The organism is Nonomuraea sp. NPDC003754, assembly GCF_053605785.1.
Map to the genome: position 1 here is coordinate 196,574 of NZ_JBSGJX010000012.1, position 18,113 is coordinate 214,686.

Annotated in this window: 16 protein-coding genes; 10 read left to right on the forward strand and 6 right to left on the reverse strand. The window is 72.5% G+C overall.

All coding sequences use genetic code 11. The features are described from left to right. Positions 1-44: 44 nt before the first annotated feature. On the forward strand, positions 45-209 hold the full coding sequence (locus tag ACWEVS_RS17800) for a hypothetical protein (protein ID WP_354904533.1): 165 nt from the start codon (positions 45-47) through the stop codon (positions 207-209). Between the two features lie 78 nt (positions 210-287). Here ACWEVS_RS17800 and ACWEVS_RS17805 read toward each other — a convergent pair whose 3' ends face one another. Next, positions 288-1,091, reverse strand: a complete 804-nt coding sequence (locus tag ACWEVS_RS17805) for an inositol monophosphatase family protein (RefSeq protein ID WP_452414231.1) — start codon at positions 1,089-1,091, stop codon at positions 288-290. Next, positions 1,092-3,071 carry a prolyl oligopeptidase family serine peptidase gene (locus tag ACWEVS_RS17810; RefSeq protein ID WP_449924498.1) on the reverse strand — a complete coding sequence of 660 codons (1,980 nt, stop codon included), beginning with the start codon at positions 3,069-3,071 and terminating at the stop codon, positions 1,092-1,094. 39 nt (positions 3,072-3,110) lie between these two features. Between ACWEVS_RS17810 and ACWEVS_RS17815 the strand changes: the two genes are divergently transcribed. After that, entirely contained in the window at positions 3,111-4,058 is a 948-nt protein-coding gene (locus tag ACWEVS_RS17815; protein WP_449924501.1) for a ferrochelatase, read from the forward strand. Positions 4,059-4,089: 31 nt separating this feature from the next. On the opposite strand, the gene ACWEVS_RS17820 is transcribed toward ACWEVS_RS17815, so the two are convergent. Further along, entirely contained in the window at positions 4,090-5,187 is a 1,098-nt protein-coding gene (locus ACWEVS_RS17820; protein WP_452552346.1) for a lytic murein transglycosylase, read from the reverse strand. Between the two features lie 122 nt (positions 5,188-5,309). Here ACWEVS_RS17820 and ACWEVS_RS17825 point away from each other — a divergent pair, with 122 nt between their 5' ends. From ACWEVS_RS17825 to ACWEVS_RS17840, 4 genes are all read left to right on the forward strand, one after another. Next, positions 5,310-6,512, forward strand: a complete 1,203-nt coding sequence (locus tag ACWEVS_RS17825) for an MFS transporter (protein ID WP_452552348.1) — start codon at positions 5,310-5,312, stop codon at positions 6,510-6,512. Positions 6,513-6,567: 55 nt separating this feature from the next. Further along, positions 6,568-7,287 (forward strand): polysaccharide deacetylase family protein, encoded by a 720-nt coding sequence (locus ACWEVS_RS17830; protein WP_354904546.1) that lies wholly within the window; start codon positions 6,568-6,570, stop codon positions 7,285-7,287. Between the two features lie 43 nt (positions 7,288-7,330). Continuing rightward, complete coding sequence (locus ACWEVS_RS17835) at positions 7,331-8,623, forward strand: D-arabinono-1,4-lactone oxidase (protein ID WP_452552350.1); 1,293 nt, start codon at positions 7,331-7,333, stop codon at positions 8,621-8,623. A 71-nt stretch (positions 8,624-8,694) separates the two neighbouring features. Continuing rightward, positions 8,695-9,042: a hypothetical protein gene (locus ACWEVS_RS17840; RefSeq protein ID WP_452552351.1), complete on the forward strand. Its 348-nt coding sequence runs from the start codon at positions 8,695-8,697 to the stop codon at positions 9,040-9,042. On the opposite strand, the gene ACWEVS_RS17845 is transcribed toward ACWEVS_RS17840, so the two are convergent. Beyond that, positions 9,039-9,836: a hypothetical protein gene (locus ACWEVS_RS17845; RefSeq protein WP_452414240.1), complete on the reverse strand. Its 798-nt coding sequence runs from the start codon at positions 9,834-9,836 to the stop codon at positions 9,039-9,041. The genes ACWEVS_RS17840 and ACWEVS_RS17845 overlap by 4 nt on opposite strands. 112 nt (positions 9,837-9,948) lie before the next feature. Here ACWEVS_RS17845 and ACWEVS_RS17850 point away from each other — a divergent pair, with 112 nt between their 5' ends. Continuing rightward, complete coding sequence (locus ACWEVS_RS17850; protein ID WP_452552353.1) at positions 9,949-10,914, forward strand: S8 family serine peptidase; 966 nt, start codon at positions 9,949-9,951, stop codon at positions 10,912-10,914. Between the two features lie 165 nt (positions 10,915-11,079). Then, complete coding sequence (gene sepH / locus ACWEVS_RS17855; RefSeq protein ID WP_452552355.1) at positions 11,080-14,091, forward strand: septation protein SepH; 3,012 nt, start codon at positions 11,080-11,082, stop codon at positions 14,089-14,091. A 403-nt stretch (positions 14,092-14,494) separates the two neighbouring features. Here sepH and ACWEVS_RS17860 read toward each other — a convergent pair whose 3' ends face one another. Both ACWEVS_RS17860 and ACWEVS_RS17865 read right to left on the reverse strand, forming a co-directional pair. Further along, a complete protein-coding gene (locus ACWEVS_RS17860; RefSeq protein ID WP_449924526.1) occupies positions 14,495-16,003 on the reverse strand; it encodes a PH domain-containing protein in 1,509 nt (502 codons plus the stop codon). Next, positions 16,000-16,530 (reverse strand): PH domain-containing protein, encoded by a 531-nt coding sequence (locus tag ACWEVS_RS17865; protein WP_354904562.1) that lies wholly within the window; start codon positions 16,528-16,530, stop codon positions 16,000-16,002. The genes ACWEVS_RS17860 and ACWEVS_RS17865 overlap by 4 nt, the downstream gene beginning before the upstream one ends. 240 nt (positions 16,531-16,770) lie before the next feature. On the opposite strand from ACWEVS_RS17865, the gene ACWEVS_RS17870 reads away from it, so the two are divergent. Both ACWEVS_RS17870 and ACWEVS_RS17875 read left to right on the forward strand, forming a co-directional pair. Continuing rightward, positions 16,771-17,334: a YbhB/YbcL family Raf kinase inhibitor-like protein gene (locus ACWEVS_RS17870; protein ID WP_449924529.1), complete on the forward strand. Its 564-nt coding sequence runs from the start codon at positions 16,771-16,773 to the stop codon at positions 17,332-17,334. Between the two features lie 183 nt (positions 17,335-17,517). Continuing rightward, the coding region (locus tag ACWEVS_RS17875; RefSeq protein WP_452552357.1) for a hypothetical protein at positions 17,518-18,113 on the forward strand (596 nt) is incomplete at its 3' end.

Below are 18,113 nucleotides of genomic sequence, written 5' to 3' on the forward strand. Positions count from 1 at the left end.
ACCGCACGCGCCGCCCCCGAGATGCATGTGAGAGAGAAGGTGAGATGGGCGAGTTCACGATCACGATCGAACGCCGCCTCTGCCAGGCCTACAAGGGTCTCGACGAGGCGAGGTCCGTCGGCGACGACTACCTCGCCGACACCCTCACCGCGGAGATCGAGGACCTGCGCCGCCTGGCCGACGACCACGGCGTCCCCTTGCCGCGCTGAACCGCACCCGCACGCGTGACGGCCGGAGCCTGAAGGCTCCGGCCGTCGTCGTGTCCGGGGTGCGCCGCACCCCACCGGTCAGGCGTCGCGCTCGGGATCGAGCGGCACGAGCAGGTCGTGCAGTTCCTCGAACAGCCCCTGCGCGGCGCAGATGGTGAGCTCACCGCCGGCCGGCCTGCCGTGCAGGCCACCGACCCTGGCCCCCGCCTCGGTGGCGACCAGCCCGGCCGCGGCGTGGTCCCAGTAGTTGATCCCGCGCTCGTAGTAGGCGTCCACCCGGCCCGCCGCCACCGAGCACAAGTCGATCGCGCACGAACCGCCCCGCCTGATGTCGCGTACGGCGGGCAGCACGGCCGCCACGATCTGCCCCTGCACCCTGCGCCGTGCGGCGTCGTAGCCGAACCCGGTCGCCACCAGCGCCCGCGCCAGCGGCACCCCGCTGTTGCAGCGCAGCCGCTCCTGCGCGAGCCCGTCCTTGTGCAGGACGGCCCCGCCGCCGAGGGAGGCGCTGAACAGCTCGCCGCGCGGCGCCACGTTGACGGCGCCCGCGACGACCCTGCCGTCCACCTCGACGGCGATGGAGACCGCCCACTCGGGCAGGCCGTACAGGAAGTTGACGGTGCCGTCGATGGGATCGACGACCCACCGCACGCCGCTGGAGCCCGGGGTGTCGCCGCCCTCCTCCCCGAGGATCATGTCGTCGGGCCTGGCCTGCCTGATCCTGGCCCTGATGAGCTCCTCCGAGGCCCGGTCGAGCGCGGTGACCACGTCGGTGGGGCTCGACTTGGTCTGCACGACCTCGGGGTTGCTCGGCCGCTTGGCCAGCAGCATGTCGCCCGCCTCGCGGGCGATGTCCGTGGCCAGTGCCGCGAAGTCGGTCATCTACGCCACCGACTCGGGGCGCTTCCACTCCTGGCCGAGCACGTGCTGAGCGAGGAAGGCGAGCACCGTCTCGTACCAGGCGACGGCGTTGCCCGGCTTGAGGATCCAGTGGTTCTCGTCGGGGAAGTAGAGGAACTTCGACTCGACGTCGCTGCGCTGCAGGTCCCACCACAGGCGCAGCGCCTCGCCGATCGGCACCCGGTAGTCCCTGTCGCCGTGGACGACCAGCATCGGCGTGCTGATCCGGTCGAGGGCCACGTGCGGGGACAGCTTGCCGTACCGCTCGGAGCCGGGCGCGCCGAACTCCCGCTGCCAGTACATGGAGGCGTCGGTGGTGCCGGCGAACTGGTCGAGGTTCCACAGCGAGGCGTGGGTGACGATCGCGCGGTAGCGGTCGGAGTGCCCGGCCACCCAGTTGGCCATGTAGCCGCCGAAGGAGCCGCCCATCGCGCCCAGGCGGGTCTCGTCGATCTCGGGCAGCTTGAGCGCCTCGTCGACGATGGAGTCGAGGTCGGCCAGCGTGCGCGGGCCCCAGTCGCCCCAGCCGCGGTCGATCATGTGCTGGCCGTAGCCGGTGGACAGGGCGGGGTCGGGCATGAGGACGGCGTAGCCGTGCTCGGCCATGATCCACGGGTTCCACCGCCACGACCAGTCGTTCCAGGAGGCGACCGGGCCGCCGTGGATCCACAGCAGGAACGGCGCCGGGTTCTCGGCCGAGGCGTCCCTGGGCAGCACCAGCCAGCCGCGGATCTCCTGCCCGTCGTCGGCCACGGCCGTCAGCTCGGTGAGCGTGCCGGGCAGCTCCAGCGCGGGGGCGGGCGAGGGCAGCTCGACGACCTCGCCGGTGGCGGTGTCGATCCTGGCCGGGGTGGCGGGGGCGTGGTAGCCGCTGCGCAGGACGTACAGGAAGCGGCCGTCCACGGAGGCGTTGAGCGCCAGGTAGGCGGCGTCGTCGGCGGTGAGCCGCGTGACGGCGCCGTCGAGGGAGACGCGGAAGACCGGGCGGCGGCCCTGGTGGTCGGCCGCGAGGTAGACGGCCGTGGAGTCGGCCGCCCACGCCAGGTCGGTGGGGAACAGGTCGTCGGCGTGGACCCTGCCCTCGCCCGTGGCGATCTCGCCGATCCACAGCTCGGAGCGGGCCGAGACGTCGAACGCGGTGTGGCGGCTGCGCGAGCAGGCCACGCGGGCGCCGTCGGGCGAGATCCGCAGCGGCCCCTCGAAGTCGTGGTCGTCGGCGGCGAACAGGGTGCGCCGCTCGCCGGTGGCCACGTCGATGGCGACCACCTCGATCCGCTGCTGGCCCGCGCCGGTCGGCACCGCCCAGGTGCTCAGGACCGTGGCGCCGTCGGGGGTGAGGGCGAAGTCCAGGTGGTCGCCGAGGGAACTGCCGGAGTCGGGGGTCAGATCCCGCACGTCCTCCAGCCGGTCGGCGCCGAGCCTGCCGGCGAACAGGCGGGTACGGCCGGGCCCGAGGTCGTGGTCCCAGTAGCGGACGGGGTACCCCTCGTGCAGGATCGCGCTGATCCCTGCGTCCTTGCGGGCCTTGCGCCGCTCCTCGTCGGCGGCCTCGTCGCCGGGCAGCACGTCGGAGGCGAAGACGACCACGTCGCCCGCCGTCCTGGCCGCGGCGATCCCGCCGGGGCGGGCGGCCACCTGGCGGGCCTCGCCGCCGGCGCGCGGCAGCAGCCAGAGGGCGGGCACCTCCTCGTCGGCGTCCTTGACGGTCGGATCGGGACGGCGTGAGGCGAACAGCACGTCACCCGCCGAGGTGAACTCGGTGCCGGTCTCTCCCTTGGCGCTCCTGGTGAGACGGTACGGCTCGCCGTCCACGGGAATGGCCCACAGCGCGGTGCCGAACGACTTGCCGTCGGGATTGAGCGACTGGACGGCGCTGACGAGCCGGGATCCGTCCGGCGACAGCTTCAGCGAGAGAACTCGGGGGATGGCAACGTAGTCTCGAATATCCTTGAATGAGCTCACGTCACGAACCTACATCGTGGTCCGCCTAGGCTTACCGGCGTGGGGAACTACGACGCGCTGCTGCTGCTGTCCTTCGGCGGTCCCGAGGGGCCCGACGACGTCATGCCGTTCCTGGAGAACGTCGTGCGGGGCCGGGGGGTGCCGCGCGAGCGGCTGCTCGAGGTGGCCGAGCACTACCAGTCCTTCGGCGGGGTCAGCCCGATCAACCAGCAGAACCGCGACCTGATGGCGGCCCTGCGCCCGGAGCTGGACGTGCCGGTCTACTGGGGCAACCGCAACTGGCGGCCGTTCGGCGAGGACACGGTCAAGCAGATGAAGGCCGACGGGGTCAGGAAGGCGGCGGTCTTCGCCACCTCGGCCTTCGCCGGCTACTCCAGCTGCCGGCAGTACTACGAGGACATCCGGCGCATCTCCCTCGATGGCGGGCCCGAGCTGGTCAAGATGCGCCACTTCGGCGACCATCCGGGGTTCGTGGCCGCGCTGGCCGACCACACCAGGCAGGCGCTCGACCGGCTGGGCCGCGACGACGCCAGGCTGGTGTTCACCGCGCACAGCATCCCCGTCTCCATGGCCGAGACGGCGGGCCCCTCCGGCGGGCTCTACGAGGCGCAGCTGCGCAGGTCGGCCGAGCTGGTCAACCAGGCGCTCGGCCGCGACGAGCCGTGGGATCTGGTGTGGCAGTCGCGCAGCGGCCCGCCGCAGGTGCCGTGGCTGGAGCCGGACGTGCTCGACCACCTGCGCAAGACGAACGCGCCCGCCGTGGTGCTGGTGCCGATCGGTTTCGTCTCCGACCACATGGAGGTCGTCTTCGACCTCGACGTCGAGGCCCGGCAACTGGCCGCCGAGCTGGGGCTGCCGCTGGAGCGGGCGGCGACGGCGGGCACGCATCCGCGTTTCGTGCGCATGGTGCGCGAGCTGATGGACGAGCCGGAGCCGGTGGCGTGCCCGCTGACCTGCTGCCCGGCGCCCGTGCGACGCCCCTCGTAGACCAGGGCCGGCGGGGTCAGGCGGGGCGGGGTCAGGTGTAGGCGCGGGCGTAGGCCTCGGCCAGGCCGAGGACCTTGTTCACGTAGTCCCAGGAGTGGTTGTAGAACCACACCGCCTTGCGCAGCTTCTGCCCGCCCTGGCCGGCGCCGTTGGCGCACAGGTAGTTGGCCGCGCCCGGCACCGCGTCGTAGGGGCTCCAGATGTCCCTGCGGCCGTCGCCGTCGCCGTCGACGCCGTAGGCCTTCCAGGTGGCGGGCATGAACTGCATCGGGCCGAGGGCGCCGGCGCTCGACGGGCCGTTGTTGCGCCCGTGGGAGCTCTCCACCTGGCCGATGGCGGCCAGCACGGTCCACGACAGGCCGGGGCAGCGGGTGGCGGCCGACTTGTAGAGGTCCAGGTAGCTGCCCTGCCGTACCACCTGCTTCTGCGGCCGGGGCCGGGCGGGGGCGCGGCCGATGGTGACCACCTGGGTGTCCTTGCCCAGCAGCCGGCGCACGCCCGCCTCGCGGATCTTGCCCTCCTTGCCGTGCAGGAGGACGGCCACGCCCTGCATGAGGCCGAGGCTGCGGCCGACCTCGGTGCTGACGACGCCGTCCACGCCGGGCAGGCCGAGCGTGGCGGAGGCGGCCACGCGCAGTCTCGGGCCGCCGTCGATCTGGTACGTGGCACCGAGGACCAGGCCGAACCTGCGGGCGGCGGAGGTGTCGGCGACCAGCTCGCCCCTGGCCAGCGCGCTCCACACCTCCGGCTGGTCGGCGACCGCCTGCGGGGTCCACGAGCGGTACTCGGTGGGGTCGACGGCCAGGAGGTTGACGCCGGTGCCGGAGATCCTGACCGAGCCCGCGTCCACCACGATCACCTTCTGCACGTGCTTGAGGCCGCCGAGGGCCAGGCGGGTGTCCTTGGGCACCGTGGCCCGGGCGATGCCCAGCATGCGCGGCGGCGTGACCGAGACCCCCGGGCCGCCCTGCCCGAACTCCTTGACCGGCACCAGCTGGTCGAGCCGCGGGGTCTCCTCCTTGAGGACGACGGGCGGGGCGGGATCGGCGCCCTTCTTCTTCTCCTCGCTCATCGTGAACGCGAACGCGCCCGCGGCGCCCACCGACACCACGACGGCGAGAACGATCATGAGTCCCCGGACAGAGGGAAGAGCAGACACCTGCGCCACGTTAGACGATCAGGCGAAAAATCACTTGCTGTCCGGACACACGGTGCGCAAACGTTGAACGCTTGAAGAGTAGGGGGACACAAGTGGTCGGGCCGTACCGGGGGCTGTTCAACATGCCCGGCGTGAAGGGTTTCGTCGTCGCGGGATTCATCGGCAGGATGCCGATGTCGATGCTGGGAATCGGCATCGTCCTGCTCATCTCCTTCATCACCGGCTCGTACGCCACGGCAGGCGCCGTCGCCGCCGTCACCAACCTCTCCTACGCCATCGCCGCCCCGCTGTCGGGCCGCCTGGTCGACAGGTTCGGCCAGGGCCGGATCATCACACCGCTCGCCCTGGTCAACGGCGCGGCCATGGCGGCGCTCATGCTGTGCGCGGGACTCGGCCTGCCCGGCTGGACGCTCTACGTCTCCGGCTTCGTGGTCGGCGCCAGCTCGGTCTCCCTCGGGTCGCTGGTCAGGGCGCGCTGGTCCCACCTGCTGGGCGGCTCGGCGCGGCTGCACACCGCCTTCGCGTTCGAGTCGGTGGCCGACGAGGTGATCTTCGTTACCGGGCCAGCGACGGTGACCGTCCTGGCGACCATGGTCAACCCGTTCGCGGGGCTGATCGTGGCGCTGGTGCTCATGCTGGTGGGCACGCTCGCGTTCGCGATGCAGCGCCGTACCGAGCCTCCCGTCGCCCTGGTACGGCACGTCGGCGGCAGCCCGATCACCATCCCCGGCATCGCCCTGCTGTCGTGCGTCTACCTCGCGCTGGGGGCGGTCTTCGGCTCGGTCGACCTGATCACGGTGGCCTTCGCCGACGAGCACGGCGTCAAGGGCATGGCCGGCTTCCTGCTGGCGGCCTTCGCGGGCGGCTCGATGGTGTCGGGCCTGTGGTTCGGCTCGCGAGCGTGGAAGGTGTCGCTGCGGGCCAGGTTCGTCAGGGCGCTGGCGGTCTTCGCGGTCGGCCTGCTGCCGATCGCCTTCATCGGCAGTGCGCCGGTCATGGCGATCGCGTTGTTCATCGCGGGCCTGGCGATCTCGCCGACGCTCATCACCGGCTTCTCGCTCACCGAGCGGCTGGTGCCGCCGTCGCTGCTCACCGAGGGCATGGCGTGGATCTCCACCTCGATCGGGTTCGGCGTGGCGGTCGGCGCGTGGGCGGGCGGGCGGCTCACCGAGGCGTTCGGCGCCTCCAACGCCTACGGCTTCTCGCTGACGTGTGCGCTGCTGGCGGCCGTCGTCGGCATCGGAGGTTCGGGTTTGCTGAGACTTCCTGAGGCTCCTTCACCCGCCAAAGGATGATCCGCTACGGTCGGGAGATCCCCTCAGACACCCCCTCAACCTACGAAAGTCTGCTATGTCCCGACATCTCCTTTCACTCCTGGCCATCGCCGCGGTAACGGTCGCATCGACCCCCGCCGCCGCGACAGCCGCACCCGCCCCCAAAGAGGTCGACTGCACCCAGGTCAAGTGCCTGGCGCTGACCTTCGACGACGGCCCCGGCCAGTACGCGGGCCAGTTGCTCGACACGTTGAAGAAGTACAACGCCAAGGCCACGTTCTTCCTCGAAGGCCAGTACGTGACGAGCCGTCCGGCCTTCGTCAAGCGCATGGCCGCCGAAGGGCACGAGCTGGGCAACCACAGCTACAAGCACCCCAACTTCACCACGCTCGAGCCGGGGGCCATCCGGAACGAGATCAAGAAGACCCAGGACGCCGTCAAGCAGGCCGCCGGCGTGGAGCCCAAGCTGCTGCGCCCGCCGTACGGCCTGGCCGACCTGCAGGTCTCCGAGATCGCGGCGGAGTTCGGGATGCCGATGATCCTGTGGACCGGCGGCTCTCGCGACTGGGAGTCCAAGAACGAGGCGGCCATCAAGAAGCAGACGCTCGCGGTGGCCAAGCAGGACGGCATCATCCTCATGCACGACTGGGTGAAGCAGACCGTGGACTCGATGCCCGCGCTCATCAAGACGTTGCAGGGCAAGGGCTACCATCTCGTGACGGTCTCCGAGGTCGTCAAGAGCCAGAACCTGCAGCCGGGCGACATCTTCCCCGTTCCCGAAGGATGGGAAAAGTGAGTATCGTTCGCGTTTAACCGAACGTTGCTCCGGAGGGGTGCGCATGGTCTTCACGAACTGGGCCGGCAACCAGTCAGCCACGCCCGCCGAGGTGCGCACCCCATCCTCCGTGCAGGACGTGGCGCGGGCCGTCCAGGACGCCGCCGCGAGCGGGCGCCGCGTCCGCATGGTCGGCACGGGCCACTCCTTCACCGGGGTGGCCCTCACCGACGGCATCATGCTCAGGCCGCACAAGCTGACCGGCATCCGCTCGGTCACCAGGGACAACGGCTCCAGCTCGGTGTGCGTGCTGGCGGGCACCCCGCTCAGCGTGCTCAACGAGGAGCTCGCCAAGCGCGACCTGGCGCTGGCCAACATGGGCGACATCACCGCGCAGACGGTCGCCGGCGCCATCCAGACCGGCACCCACGGCACCGGACGCGACACCGGCGGCCTGGCCGACCAGGTGGTCAAGCTCGAGATGGTGCTGGCCGACGGCTCCGTGGCGACGGCCGTCCCCGGTGACGACCTGTTCGACGCCGCCAGGGTCGGGCTCGGCGCGCTGGGCGTGCTCACCGCCGTCACCTTCCGGGTCGAGCCCTCCTTCCTGCTGCACAACCGGCGCAGGGCGATGCCGCTGAGCGACATCCTGGACGGCCTCGACGCGATGACGGCCGACAACGAGCACCTCGACTTCTTCTGGCTCCCGCACACCGACGCCTGCCTGGTCAAGACCAACAACCGGCACCCGGGCCCGGCCAGCCCGCCCGGCGCCGTCAAGCACTGGCTGGACAACGTGTTCCTGGAGAACACCCTCTTCGGGGCGCTGTGCGGCATCGGCGGACGCTTCCCCGCCGCGATCCCCCGGCTCAACGCGCTGTCAGCGGCCTTCCTCGGCGACTCCGAATCGGTGAACACCAGCTACAAGGTCTTCACCTCCGTGCGTGACGTGCGCTTCCTGGAGATGGAGTACGCCGTCCCCCGCGAACGGCTCGGCCAGGCGCTGCGCGAGACCAGGGACCTGGTCGAGCGGATGGACTGGAAGATCACCTTCCCGATCGAGGTGCGCGTCACGCCGCCGAGCGATGCCTGGCTGTCCACCGCGTACGGCAGGCCGTCGGCCTACATCGCCTGCCACATCTACCGGCCGACCCCGAACCCCGCCTACTTCGAGGGCGTCGAGGAGATCATGACGCGCCTCGACGGGCGGCCGCACTGGGGCAAGCTCCACACCAGGGACGCCGCCTACCTGCGCGGGGTGTATCCGCGGTTCGCCGACTTCGTGGCGCTGCGCGACCGCCTCGACCCCGGCAGGGTGTTCACCAACCCCTACCTGGACACCGTCCTGGGCGCCTGAGGGCCGAGGCCGCGATCCAGGTGGATGCGCACCGGCGCTTCGGGAACCCTCCAGCACTGCCCCATGAGGTGGTGCTCGAGACGCTGGAGCGGGCTCTGAGCGACCGCTCGCAGGAGGCCGCCGCGGCGGACGCTCTGGTCGGTACCGCGTTGAACGAGGACGACCGGGCGTTCGTCGAGCACTGCTGCGTGGAGGTCGGAACGCGGGCTTCGGCCGGCAGTCCGCTGCTCGGGCTGGCCGGCCTGTGCCTGGGGCATACCGCGCGACGTTTCGGACACCTCAGCGATCACGCCGTCGCGCTCGCGACGTCCCTGGCTGCGCGAGCGGAGGCCGATCCGTCGGACGTGGACGGACGGGCGCTCGACGGCCTCGACGACATCCGGAGCTTCCTGCGTCGCGATGAGGCCGGAAAGCGCTAGGACTGGCCGGGCAGTTGCTCGAGACGGTCTTCGGCGGGCGCGTCCTGGTCCGGCTCGGTGCCCCTGTCGCTCTGCGTCTCGGCGGGCGTGGGCGCCTCGGTGGCCGAGCCGGTGGGCTCCGGCGTGGGCTCGGTCGCGGGTGGCGTGGGCGTGGGCGTCGCCGCGGGCGTCCGGGTGGGCGTCGGGCTGGGGGTCGGCGTCGGCGTGGGAGACGGGGTGGGCGTGGTCGCCGGCTCCCGCGACCGCGGCGCCTCGGACGACGGCGGCGCCACCGGCTCCTCCCGCTCGCGCTTCGGCTCCTTCTTCTGCTGGACGGCGCTGGACCTGCCGGTCACCGTCTCGTGCACGGTCTCGTGGGCCAGCGCCTGGTAGGCGAGGATGACCCCGGTGCTGATCGCGAACACCAGCGCCGCGGCCGCCAGCAGCTTCGGCCACGGCAGCCGTCGCTTCGGCACCACCGGGGCCATCACCAGCGTGGGCGCGGACTCGCCCTCCTCCCGCACGGTGGCCTGCACCGCCGTGGCCAGCTCCCCCGCCCCCTCGACGCGGGCCGGCGGCTCGGACCGGTCGCGCCAGGCGACGACGGTATGCTGCTTGATCTGCTCGTTGGCGCGTTTCAGGTAGTGCGTGTAGACCGCGCCGCCGATCGTGCTGGCGACGCTCGCCACGGCCGCGCCGACGAAGGTCCCCGCCACCCCGAGGTACGACGCCGCGACAGCCGCGGTCACCGCGGCCAGCGCTCCCCCTGCGATCTGCGGCACGCTCAGCTCGAACTTCTGCTGCTCGCCGCTCATCCCCCGGATCAGTCCCCTCTTGTCACGCGTTCGGTAAAGAGCTTCTTCGTAACTAGACGCGACCGCGTGTCCTGTTGTTCCTGTGACCTGCGTGACAGCAGATTGGACCCTCGTGCCCCGCCGATTCGGACTGCCCTCCGTCTACGCCGCCGCGGCCGTGGCGACGGCGGTCACCACAGCGGCCCCCGTGGTGGCCTCTGTCGTGACACCCGCCGCCACGCTCACCGTGCCCGACGAGCCGCCCCGCCCCTCCATCGTCACCGCCGTCGGCAGAGCCGAGGCCCGGGCACTGGTCGGCGACGCGCGCTGGCGGGTACGCCGCTACTACGCCGCCGCGCTGCCCGGCTTCGCCACCGTGCTGACTCCGGCGGAGGCGGCCGAGCTGCGCGCCGACGCCAGGGTGAGCGCGGTGGAACCCGACAGCAGGGTCCGGGCGCTCCGACTCGGCGGCCGCGCGGGTGATCTCGGGGACCGCGTGGGCGAGCCGGGGCCGGGCCACGCGCTCGGCCTGGCGTCGGCCGGGCCGTCCCGCTCGCCGTCGACCGGCAGGGGCGTCACCGTCTACGTGCTCGGCACCGGCGTCGACGTCACCCGTCCCGACTTCGGCGGCCGGGCCTGGCACGCCTTCGACGCCACGGGCGCGCGCGGCCGCTTCTGCGGCTCGCACGGCACCCGCGCCGCCGCCATCGCGGCCGGCAGCCCGTACGGCAGGGCGCCCGGCGCCCACGTCGGCTCGGTCAAGGTGCTCGGCTGCGACGGCTCCGGCCGCCTGTCCGACGTGATCGCGGGACTCGACTGGGTGCGCAGGCACGCCCACCGCCCCGCCGTGGCCACCCTGCCCGTCGACTCCGGCGACTCCCCCGCCCTCGCCACCGCCGTACGTCGGCTCAGCGAGGCCGGAGTGGCCGTGGTCACCTCCCCACGCGCGGCGGGCGTCCTCGCCCGCCACCTGGAGCCCCGACCGTCCGGCGACCCGCCAGATCAGGCCACTTGGCCGAAGTTCACGGCGACGCGTGACGCGATTCGCCAGAATCCCTCGGGGACGCCTAACCTCCTGCTGCACGGTGGCGGGCTGTAATTCCGGATGGAAACGTCAAATGTGACCGGCGTCACATCGAACAGGGCCCGTCCCATGAAGGCGATGTTCGGACATGCCGGGTACGGTGCTGGCAGGCAACCGGCACACGCGAGAGACTCAAGGGTCCGGGGGAAGATTGAGCACGACGCTGACGAAGGGACTCGCATGCAGGAGCTCCGACTCGTCGCGGTGAGCGAGGACGGCACCTATCTCGTGCTGGCGACGGCCGGGAGAGGGACCCGCTTCACGCTTCCCGTGGACGACCGGCTCCGCGCTGCCGTCCGCGGAAACTTCTCCCGTCTCGGCCAGTACGAGATCGAAGTGGAGAGTCCGTTGCGCCCCAAGGAGATCCAGGCCCGCATCCGAGCCGGGGAGACCGCGGAGGAGATCGCCGCGACCGCGGGAATCCCCGTCGAGCGGGTCCGCTGGTTCGAGGGCCCCGTGCTCCAGGAGAGGGAGTACGTCGCCCAGCAGGCGCAGCGCGTGTCCGTGCGCATGCCTGGGGAGTCGGCCCCCGGCCCCACGCTCGGCGACCTGGTCGCCGAGCGGCTCACCCGGCGTGGCGTGCCGTCCGACGAGATCGACTGGGACTCCGCCAAGCGCGACGACGGCATGTGGCGGGTCAAGCTCGGCTACGTGTGGAACGGTCACACCCGGCACGCCGAGTGGCTGTTCGACCCGCGCCGCCGCCACGTCACCCCGCACGACGACGAGGCCATGCGGCTGTCGTCGGCCGACTTCGACCCGAACCCGCAGGTCGAGGACACCACCGTCACGCCCTTCGCGCCGCGTGTGGCCAAGCTGCAGCCGGTGCCGCCGCTGGCCGCCGAGCCGCTGATGCAGCCGCCCGTGCCGTTCCCGACGGTGGCCCGCCACGAACCGCCGGCCCCGGTGGCCCGCCACGAACCACCCGCCCCGGTTGTCCGCCACGAGCCGCCGGCCGCCTTGATCCACCACGAGGCGCCCGCGCCGGCGGCCAGGCAGGAGCCGCCCGCTCCGGCGGCGTTCCAGGACCCGACGAGCTTCCCGCCGCCGGTGGCACGCCAGGATCCGACGGCCTTCCCGCCGCCGGTGGCGCATCCCGCCGTTGCCGAGCCGCCCGCGGCGTGGACGCCGAGCCTTTCGCGTACGGCCGAGGCCGGGGGGCGCGGCGCCGCCCGGGAGCCGGAGTCGATCTACGCACCCGCGGTGCGCGAGCCCGCACCGTCGCCGTCGCCCGAAGCGCCCGCAGGCCCCGCGCACGGCTCTGCGGGTTCCGCCGCCGGTCGGCCCCTGCTTGACGGAGCCGAGGCCGTCCCGGCTCCCGCCGCCACGGGCGACGCCGGTCCCGGTGAGGCGCCGGTCACGGCCGCTCCGCTGGTCGAGGACACGGTTGGGGCCGTCGCGCCCGCGCCTGCCTCCGTCGCCCCTGCTTCTCCGGAGGCCACCGCTTCTCCGGAGACTCCTGCTTCTCCGGAGGCCGCCGCTTCTCCGGAGGCCGCCGCGACCGTGCAGGCTGCCACCGCCGTGGAGTCACCAGGAGCCGCTGACACCGCACGGCCCGCTTCCGACGCCGAGCTGCCCTCTTCCGGCACCGCGCAGCCTGCTTCTGACGCCGCGACCGCACCGGCAGCCGCCGACGTGGCCGCTGTTCAGGGATCCGCCGCGGTGAAGGAGACCGGGGAGGTGTCCCCGCCTGTCGACGGCGCCCTCGAGACCGCACAAGCCGTCCCCACGACCCCGCAGACCACCGCGCAGGACACTGCGGCGACCGCGCAGGACAGCCCTGCCGCGGCGCGGGACGCTTCGACCACAGCGCAGGACGGCCCTGCCACTGCGCAGGACGCTTCGACCACCGTGCAGGACAGCCCTGCCACTGCGCAGGATGCTTCGACCGCTGCGCAGGATGGCCCTGGTGCCGCGCAGGTCGCCCCTGCCGGGCCGGAGGTCGTCCCTGCGGCCGCGCAGGTGGCTACCGCCGAGCCGGAGGCCGCTCAGCACGCGACCACTCCAGCCGGGGCTTCCCAGGGGGTCGACGCGGACCTCGCTGAGCAGCCGCAGGCGGCCGAAGGGCGGTCGGAGGCAGCTGACGCGTCCGTGCGGGAGCAGAAGGCCGTCGAGTCGCCGCAAGCCGCCGAAACTCCCGGGGCCGCCGCGACTCAGCAGGCGGTCGAGACTCTCGAGGCAGCCGCAACCCCGCAGGCCGCGGACACTCCCGGGGCAGCCGCCACGCAGGCCGCGGGAACTTCCGAAGCAGCCGCCACGCAGCAGGCCGCAGGAACTTCCGAAGCAGCCACGCGGCAGGCCGCCGAGGCGCCGAAGCCAGCGGTAAGCGCCGAGGCCACCGAGGCTCCCAAGCCCGCCACGACCGCGCCAGCCACCGAGACGCCGAAGCCCGACGTGAGCGCCGAAGCGCCCAAGCCCGATGTGACCGCCCAGACCACCGAGGCGCCGAAGCCTGACGTGACCGAGCAGAGCACCGGCACACCGACCGCGACCGCGACAGCGACCGACCCGGGCGCTGGAAGTCCGGCGGCGAACGCGACCGACCAGACCAGGCAGGCCGACCCGGCCGGACAGACCGACCAGACCAGGCAGACCGACGAGGCCGGGCAAGCTGACCAGGCCGGGCAGGTTCCCCAGGCAGGACAGGCTCACCAGACAGCGCAGCTAGGGCAGGGCGCCCAGGGTGGACGGGGTCACCAGGTCGGCGAGGTCGGCGAGGTCTCGAAGGGGGCGGAGTCCGGGCAGAGCGCCGACGCCGTGGAGGCAGCCCAGGCCGACCGGGACGCGGAGACACCCAAGGCGCCCCAGGCCGAGGAAGCCGTCCAGAACTCGGCGGCAGCCGTGGCCGGACAGGGCACCGAGGCCGGACAGAGCACCGAGGCCGGGCAGAGCACCGAGGCTGGGCAGGGTGCCGAGGCGGTGAAGGCGGCGGGGCAGGCCGTACCCGAGGAGAAGGCCCAGGTGCCCGCCGCGCGCCCGAGCACCGACGAGGGCGCCAAGGAGAGCAGGCCGGTCCCGGACAAGCCGCCGGTGCCCAAGCCGCCCGTCCCCAAGAAGCCGGGGGACGCGGGGCCCGTGCCGTCGCCGCCGCCGGCGCCCGCCGCGCGCCAGCCCAAGAAGGGCTCCAGGGGCCGCCGCGCCTCGGTGCCCACCTGGGACGAGATCATGTTCGGCGCCCGCCGCCAGGACTGACGCGAGCAGCCGACACGAGGGGTGGTCCACGGGACCGCCCCTCGTTCGCGTCATCGGGGGCACACGCGCCGCCCGGCGCCGTCCCCGCACCCGCACGCGCCGCCCGGCGCCGTCCCCGCACCCGCACGCGGAGCGCGCGACCCGACCCAACAGCGCCAGCCACCCCGGCCTGAGCCCCGCGAGCAACCCCGGCGCGAACCAACCACGCCTGAGCCGTGCGAGCGGACCCACCTCGGACGTGCAGACCCGGCCCGAACCCGAATAGCAGGCCCGCCCGAGAGAGCAGGCCCGACCAAAAGGGCGGGCCCGGCCGGGGAGCGCTCCGGCGAACCCCCAAGCAGACCACCGAGCGCTCAGGCGGATCCCGGACAGGCGGCCAGGAGCGGTCGGGCGGGGGGAGCCGTCAGGGGTGGCGGCTGTCCGGGGTGCGCAGGAACGGGGTCATCCACTCGGGCGTGACCTCGGCGGGGAATCCGACCGCCTGCACGGCGGAGACGTCCACCGCCTCGTAGCCGCCCTTGCCCGCGCCCACCCCCGCGATGAGGGTGAACACTCCGGCCCGCCGCTGGAACCACGTCTGCCGCAGCCGCCACCCGACGACCGCCCGCCGTTCGACGACCGCCTGGGCGCGCCGCAGCGAACCCGAGCGGACCGACAGCAGCCGCCCGTCGTAGCCGTGGCCGAGCGACCGGTAGCGGTCGTCGCCGAGGGGAAGGCCGAGACCGGCCAGCACCAGCGCCACGCCGGCCACGAGCCACCACAGCCCCGTCCCGGTCGCCAGGGCCAGGACGGCGAAGGCGGCCGCCACGGCGAGCCAGGGGGCGATCGCCCTGAACAGGCGGCGGTTGCGGGCGATGGGCGGGTGCGGGCGCAGCGGCGCGGTGAACGGCCCCACGGCCCGGGCGGCGACCTCCAGCGCCATGGGGCGGGGGACGTCGGGCAGCAACTGCCCCCGGGTCTCGGAGTCGCCGAGGCCGGTGACGATCGCCCACATCCTGACGACGCCCGCCTTGCGCTCGGCCAGGGCGTCGACGATCTCGTAGCCCCTGGTACGGCGGGCCTCGAGGGAGACGCTGCGCCTGGTGATCAGGCCGCGTTCGGCGACCAGGTAGCCCTCGCGCTCGGTCAGCGTGAAGTCCCAGTTGAAGACGGCGTACATGACCGCCGCGACGAACGGCATGGCCAGCACCAGCAGCACGACGGCGGCCACGATGAGCAGGGGGTGCCGCCACAGCCACTCGCCCGCGTACCAGGCGACGTCGCGCAGGCCGAGGTCGTTGCCCCACTGGAGGACCAGGCCGATGGCGCCGCCGGCAAGGGCGAAGGGGGTGAGCAAGTAGGCGCCCGACAGCGGGCCGTACAGCAGCCACGCGCGGGGCACCTTGACGATCACCCGCTCCTCGGGCGGCGGCGGGGGCGCCTCGGTGAGGGTGTCTCCCGGCTGTCGCGCCTCCTCGGCCCTGACCGCTCTGGCGCGGCGCAGCAGGACGCTCTTGAGCCTCTCGGCCTCCGCGACGGTCACCCCGTCGAGCTCGCCCTCCTGCTCGCCGCCTCCGCTGGCGCCCGTGTCGATCTTGACGACGGCCAGCCCCAGCAGCCGGTGCATGGGCGGGGTGCTGACGTCCACGCCCCTGATGCGTTCCAGCGGGATCGTCCGCACCGACCTGCTGATGAGCGACCGCCTGATCTCCAGCCGGTCGCCGGCGACTCGGTAGCTGAACGTCGCCCAGCGCACGACGGCGAAGACGACGGCGCCGACCACGCCGACGGCGGCCCACCCGAACGAGCGCGGCGAGAAGCCGCCCACGAACAGCACGCCCACCAGCGGCACGAGCAGCGAGGGCAGCATGCGCACGGGATCGATGAGCAGCACCTTGGGGCTCAGCTTCGTGCCGGGGGCCTCCTCGCTCATGTCGCGTCGTCCCTGAGCTCCTCGGCCCTTCGCGCCAGCCGTTCGGCGAGGCCGGCGGCGACCGCCTGGTCGAGACCCTGGATGCTGGACGACCCGGCGTGTGAGGCGGTGCGGATCTCGAGCGTGGCCAGCCCCAGCATCCGCTCGAACCACCCTTGCGCCTTGTCGACCGTCTGGATGCGGCTGACGGGCACGAACACCCACTCCCTGGTCAGGAAGCCGGACCTGGCGTAGACGACGTCGCCGGACAGTTCCCAGCGATGGACGGCATAGCGCACGAAAGGCTCCAGCAGGAGCAGCGGCGTGCCGGGCACCAGCACCAGCACGGGCACCAGCCAGGAGTTGCCCGACAGCCACTCCGGCAGCCATGACCAGCTCGGGATCCAGGCGGCGAGCCCGAACGAGCCCCCCGCGAAGATCACGAAGGCGACCACGGCCTCCAGCAGCCACAGGCGCACGGCCTTGGGCGAGACGCGATGCTCGGGGTCGCGCAGGGGACCCGCGACGGGGTCGGGCTGCTCACTCACACTGCCCAGCTTAGAAGGGCCCACCCGGTTTCCCTCCGTCTCGGCCGTATCGATCGATCAAGGGTCACCGGACGGCTGAAACGGCTGGCCGGCGCGGCGCGGAACTGACCGCGACGGTCAGGGTTGTGTCCAAGGTCACCCTTCGATGCCCTGATTATGGTGGATTTCCGTGGCTTTCCTCGCGACCGAACCTCCCGAACCGGTCGGCGCACCACCGGCAGGCGCGTAGCATCTTCCGGCATGGGGCAGGCGAACACGTCCACGCGCGTACGGCGCGTCACCGTCATGGGGATGGTGGCCGCGCTGACGCTCGGCGTGTCCGGCTGCGGCATCCTGAACGGTCCCGCGAGGGAGATCAGGGAGATCAACGTCAGCAGTTCGCGACTGCGTGACCGCACTCCCCTGCCGTCGGAATATTCCTGTCACGGCACCCGGAAGAGCCCGCCGCTGCGCTGGTCGAGCGATGTGCTCTCCCGTGCCAAGTCGATCGCGATCGTGGTCGACGAAACCACCTCCCCCAGCCCCGCCGTGCACTGGGTGGTCTACAACATCGACCCCCGCACGACCGAGCTCGGCGAGGACGCCGCCTCCGACCTGCCGAAGGAGGCCGCCCAAGCGGCGGTGACCAGCACGAAGGTCGGCTACGAGCCGCCCTGCGAGAAGACCGGAAGCTATCGATTCAGCGTCTACGCGTTGAGCGGGCGGCTGCAGGACCCGGTGGGCGCCTCCCTCCCCGAGATCCTGAAGATGATCGCCGACCACACCATCGCGCGCGGGCGCCTGACGGCGGTGCACATCGAGTGATGACCTAAACGCTGCCGGTAGTGATGGTTACCAATTCTTCACTTTGGGTGTGACAACGCTCATAGTGGTCCGACACAATCAGATCCGTTCGCTGTGCGTTGGTGATCAAAGGGGGCAGATCGCGTCGATGGCCGCGCGATCTCACCGGCGCTGCTGGCAGGCCATGGCCTTGAGGGTGGTGCAATGACCGCGGTCGTACTGGTTCTCGTCGCCGTCGTGCTCCTCGTGCTCGTAGTCGTGGCACTGGGCATGCGTTCGATGAACAAGCGTGAGAGCTCGCTCCCTCCGGAGCGGCTGAAGGCGATGGCCGAGAAAGAGGAGATGACCCAGGCTCGGTCGACGGACGAGTTCGCCGCCCACGAGCCGCGCATGTCCAACTTCAGCCCCGACTTCAGCCCCATCGACCAGGCGAAGCAGCCCAAACCCGTACGTACGGGCCAGCGCGGCAGGCGTGGTGTCGACGAGTGGGGCAACGGCGCGGCCGAGGACGACGACGAGGAGTTCTGGGCCAACATCCGCAACGAGGCCACCGAGGGCGGCTTCGGCGCGGGCGGCACGGTGAAGGCGCGCATGGCGGCCAGCAGGCCCGTCGAGCCGGAGCGCCCGGCGGCCGACCCCTCGGGCGAGCGGACCGTCCAGCTTCCCCTGCCGCCGCGGCCCGCCGCCGCCGCGGCCGCCCCCCCGGCGCCCGCCGCGGCCGCTCCCGCCGCTCCGGCCGCCTCCGCACCGCCCGCGCCCGCCGCCAGGCCGGCCCGCTCCACCCGGTCGAGCAGGGCCGC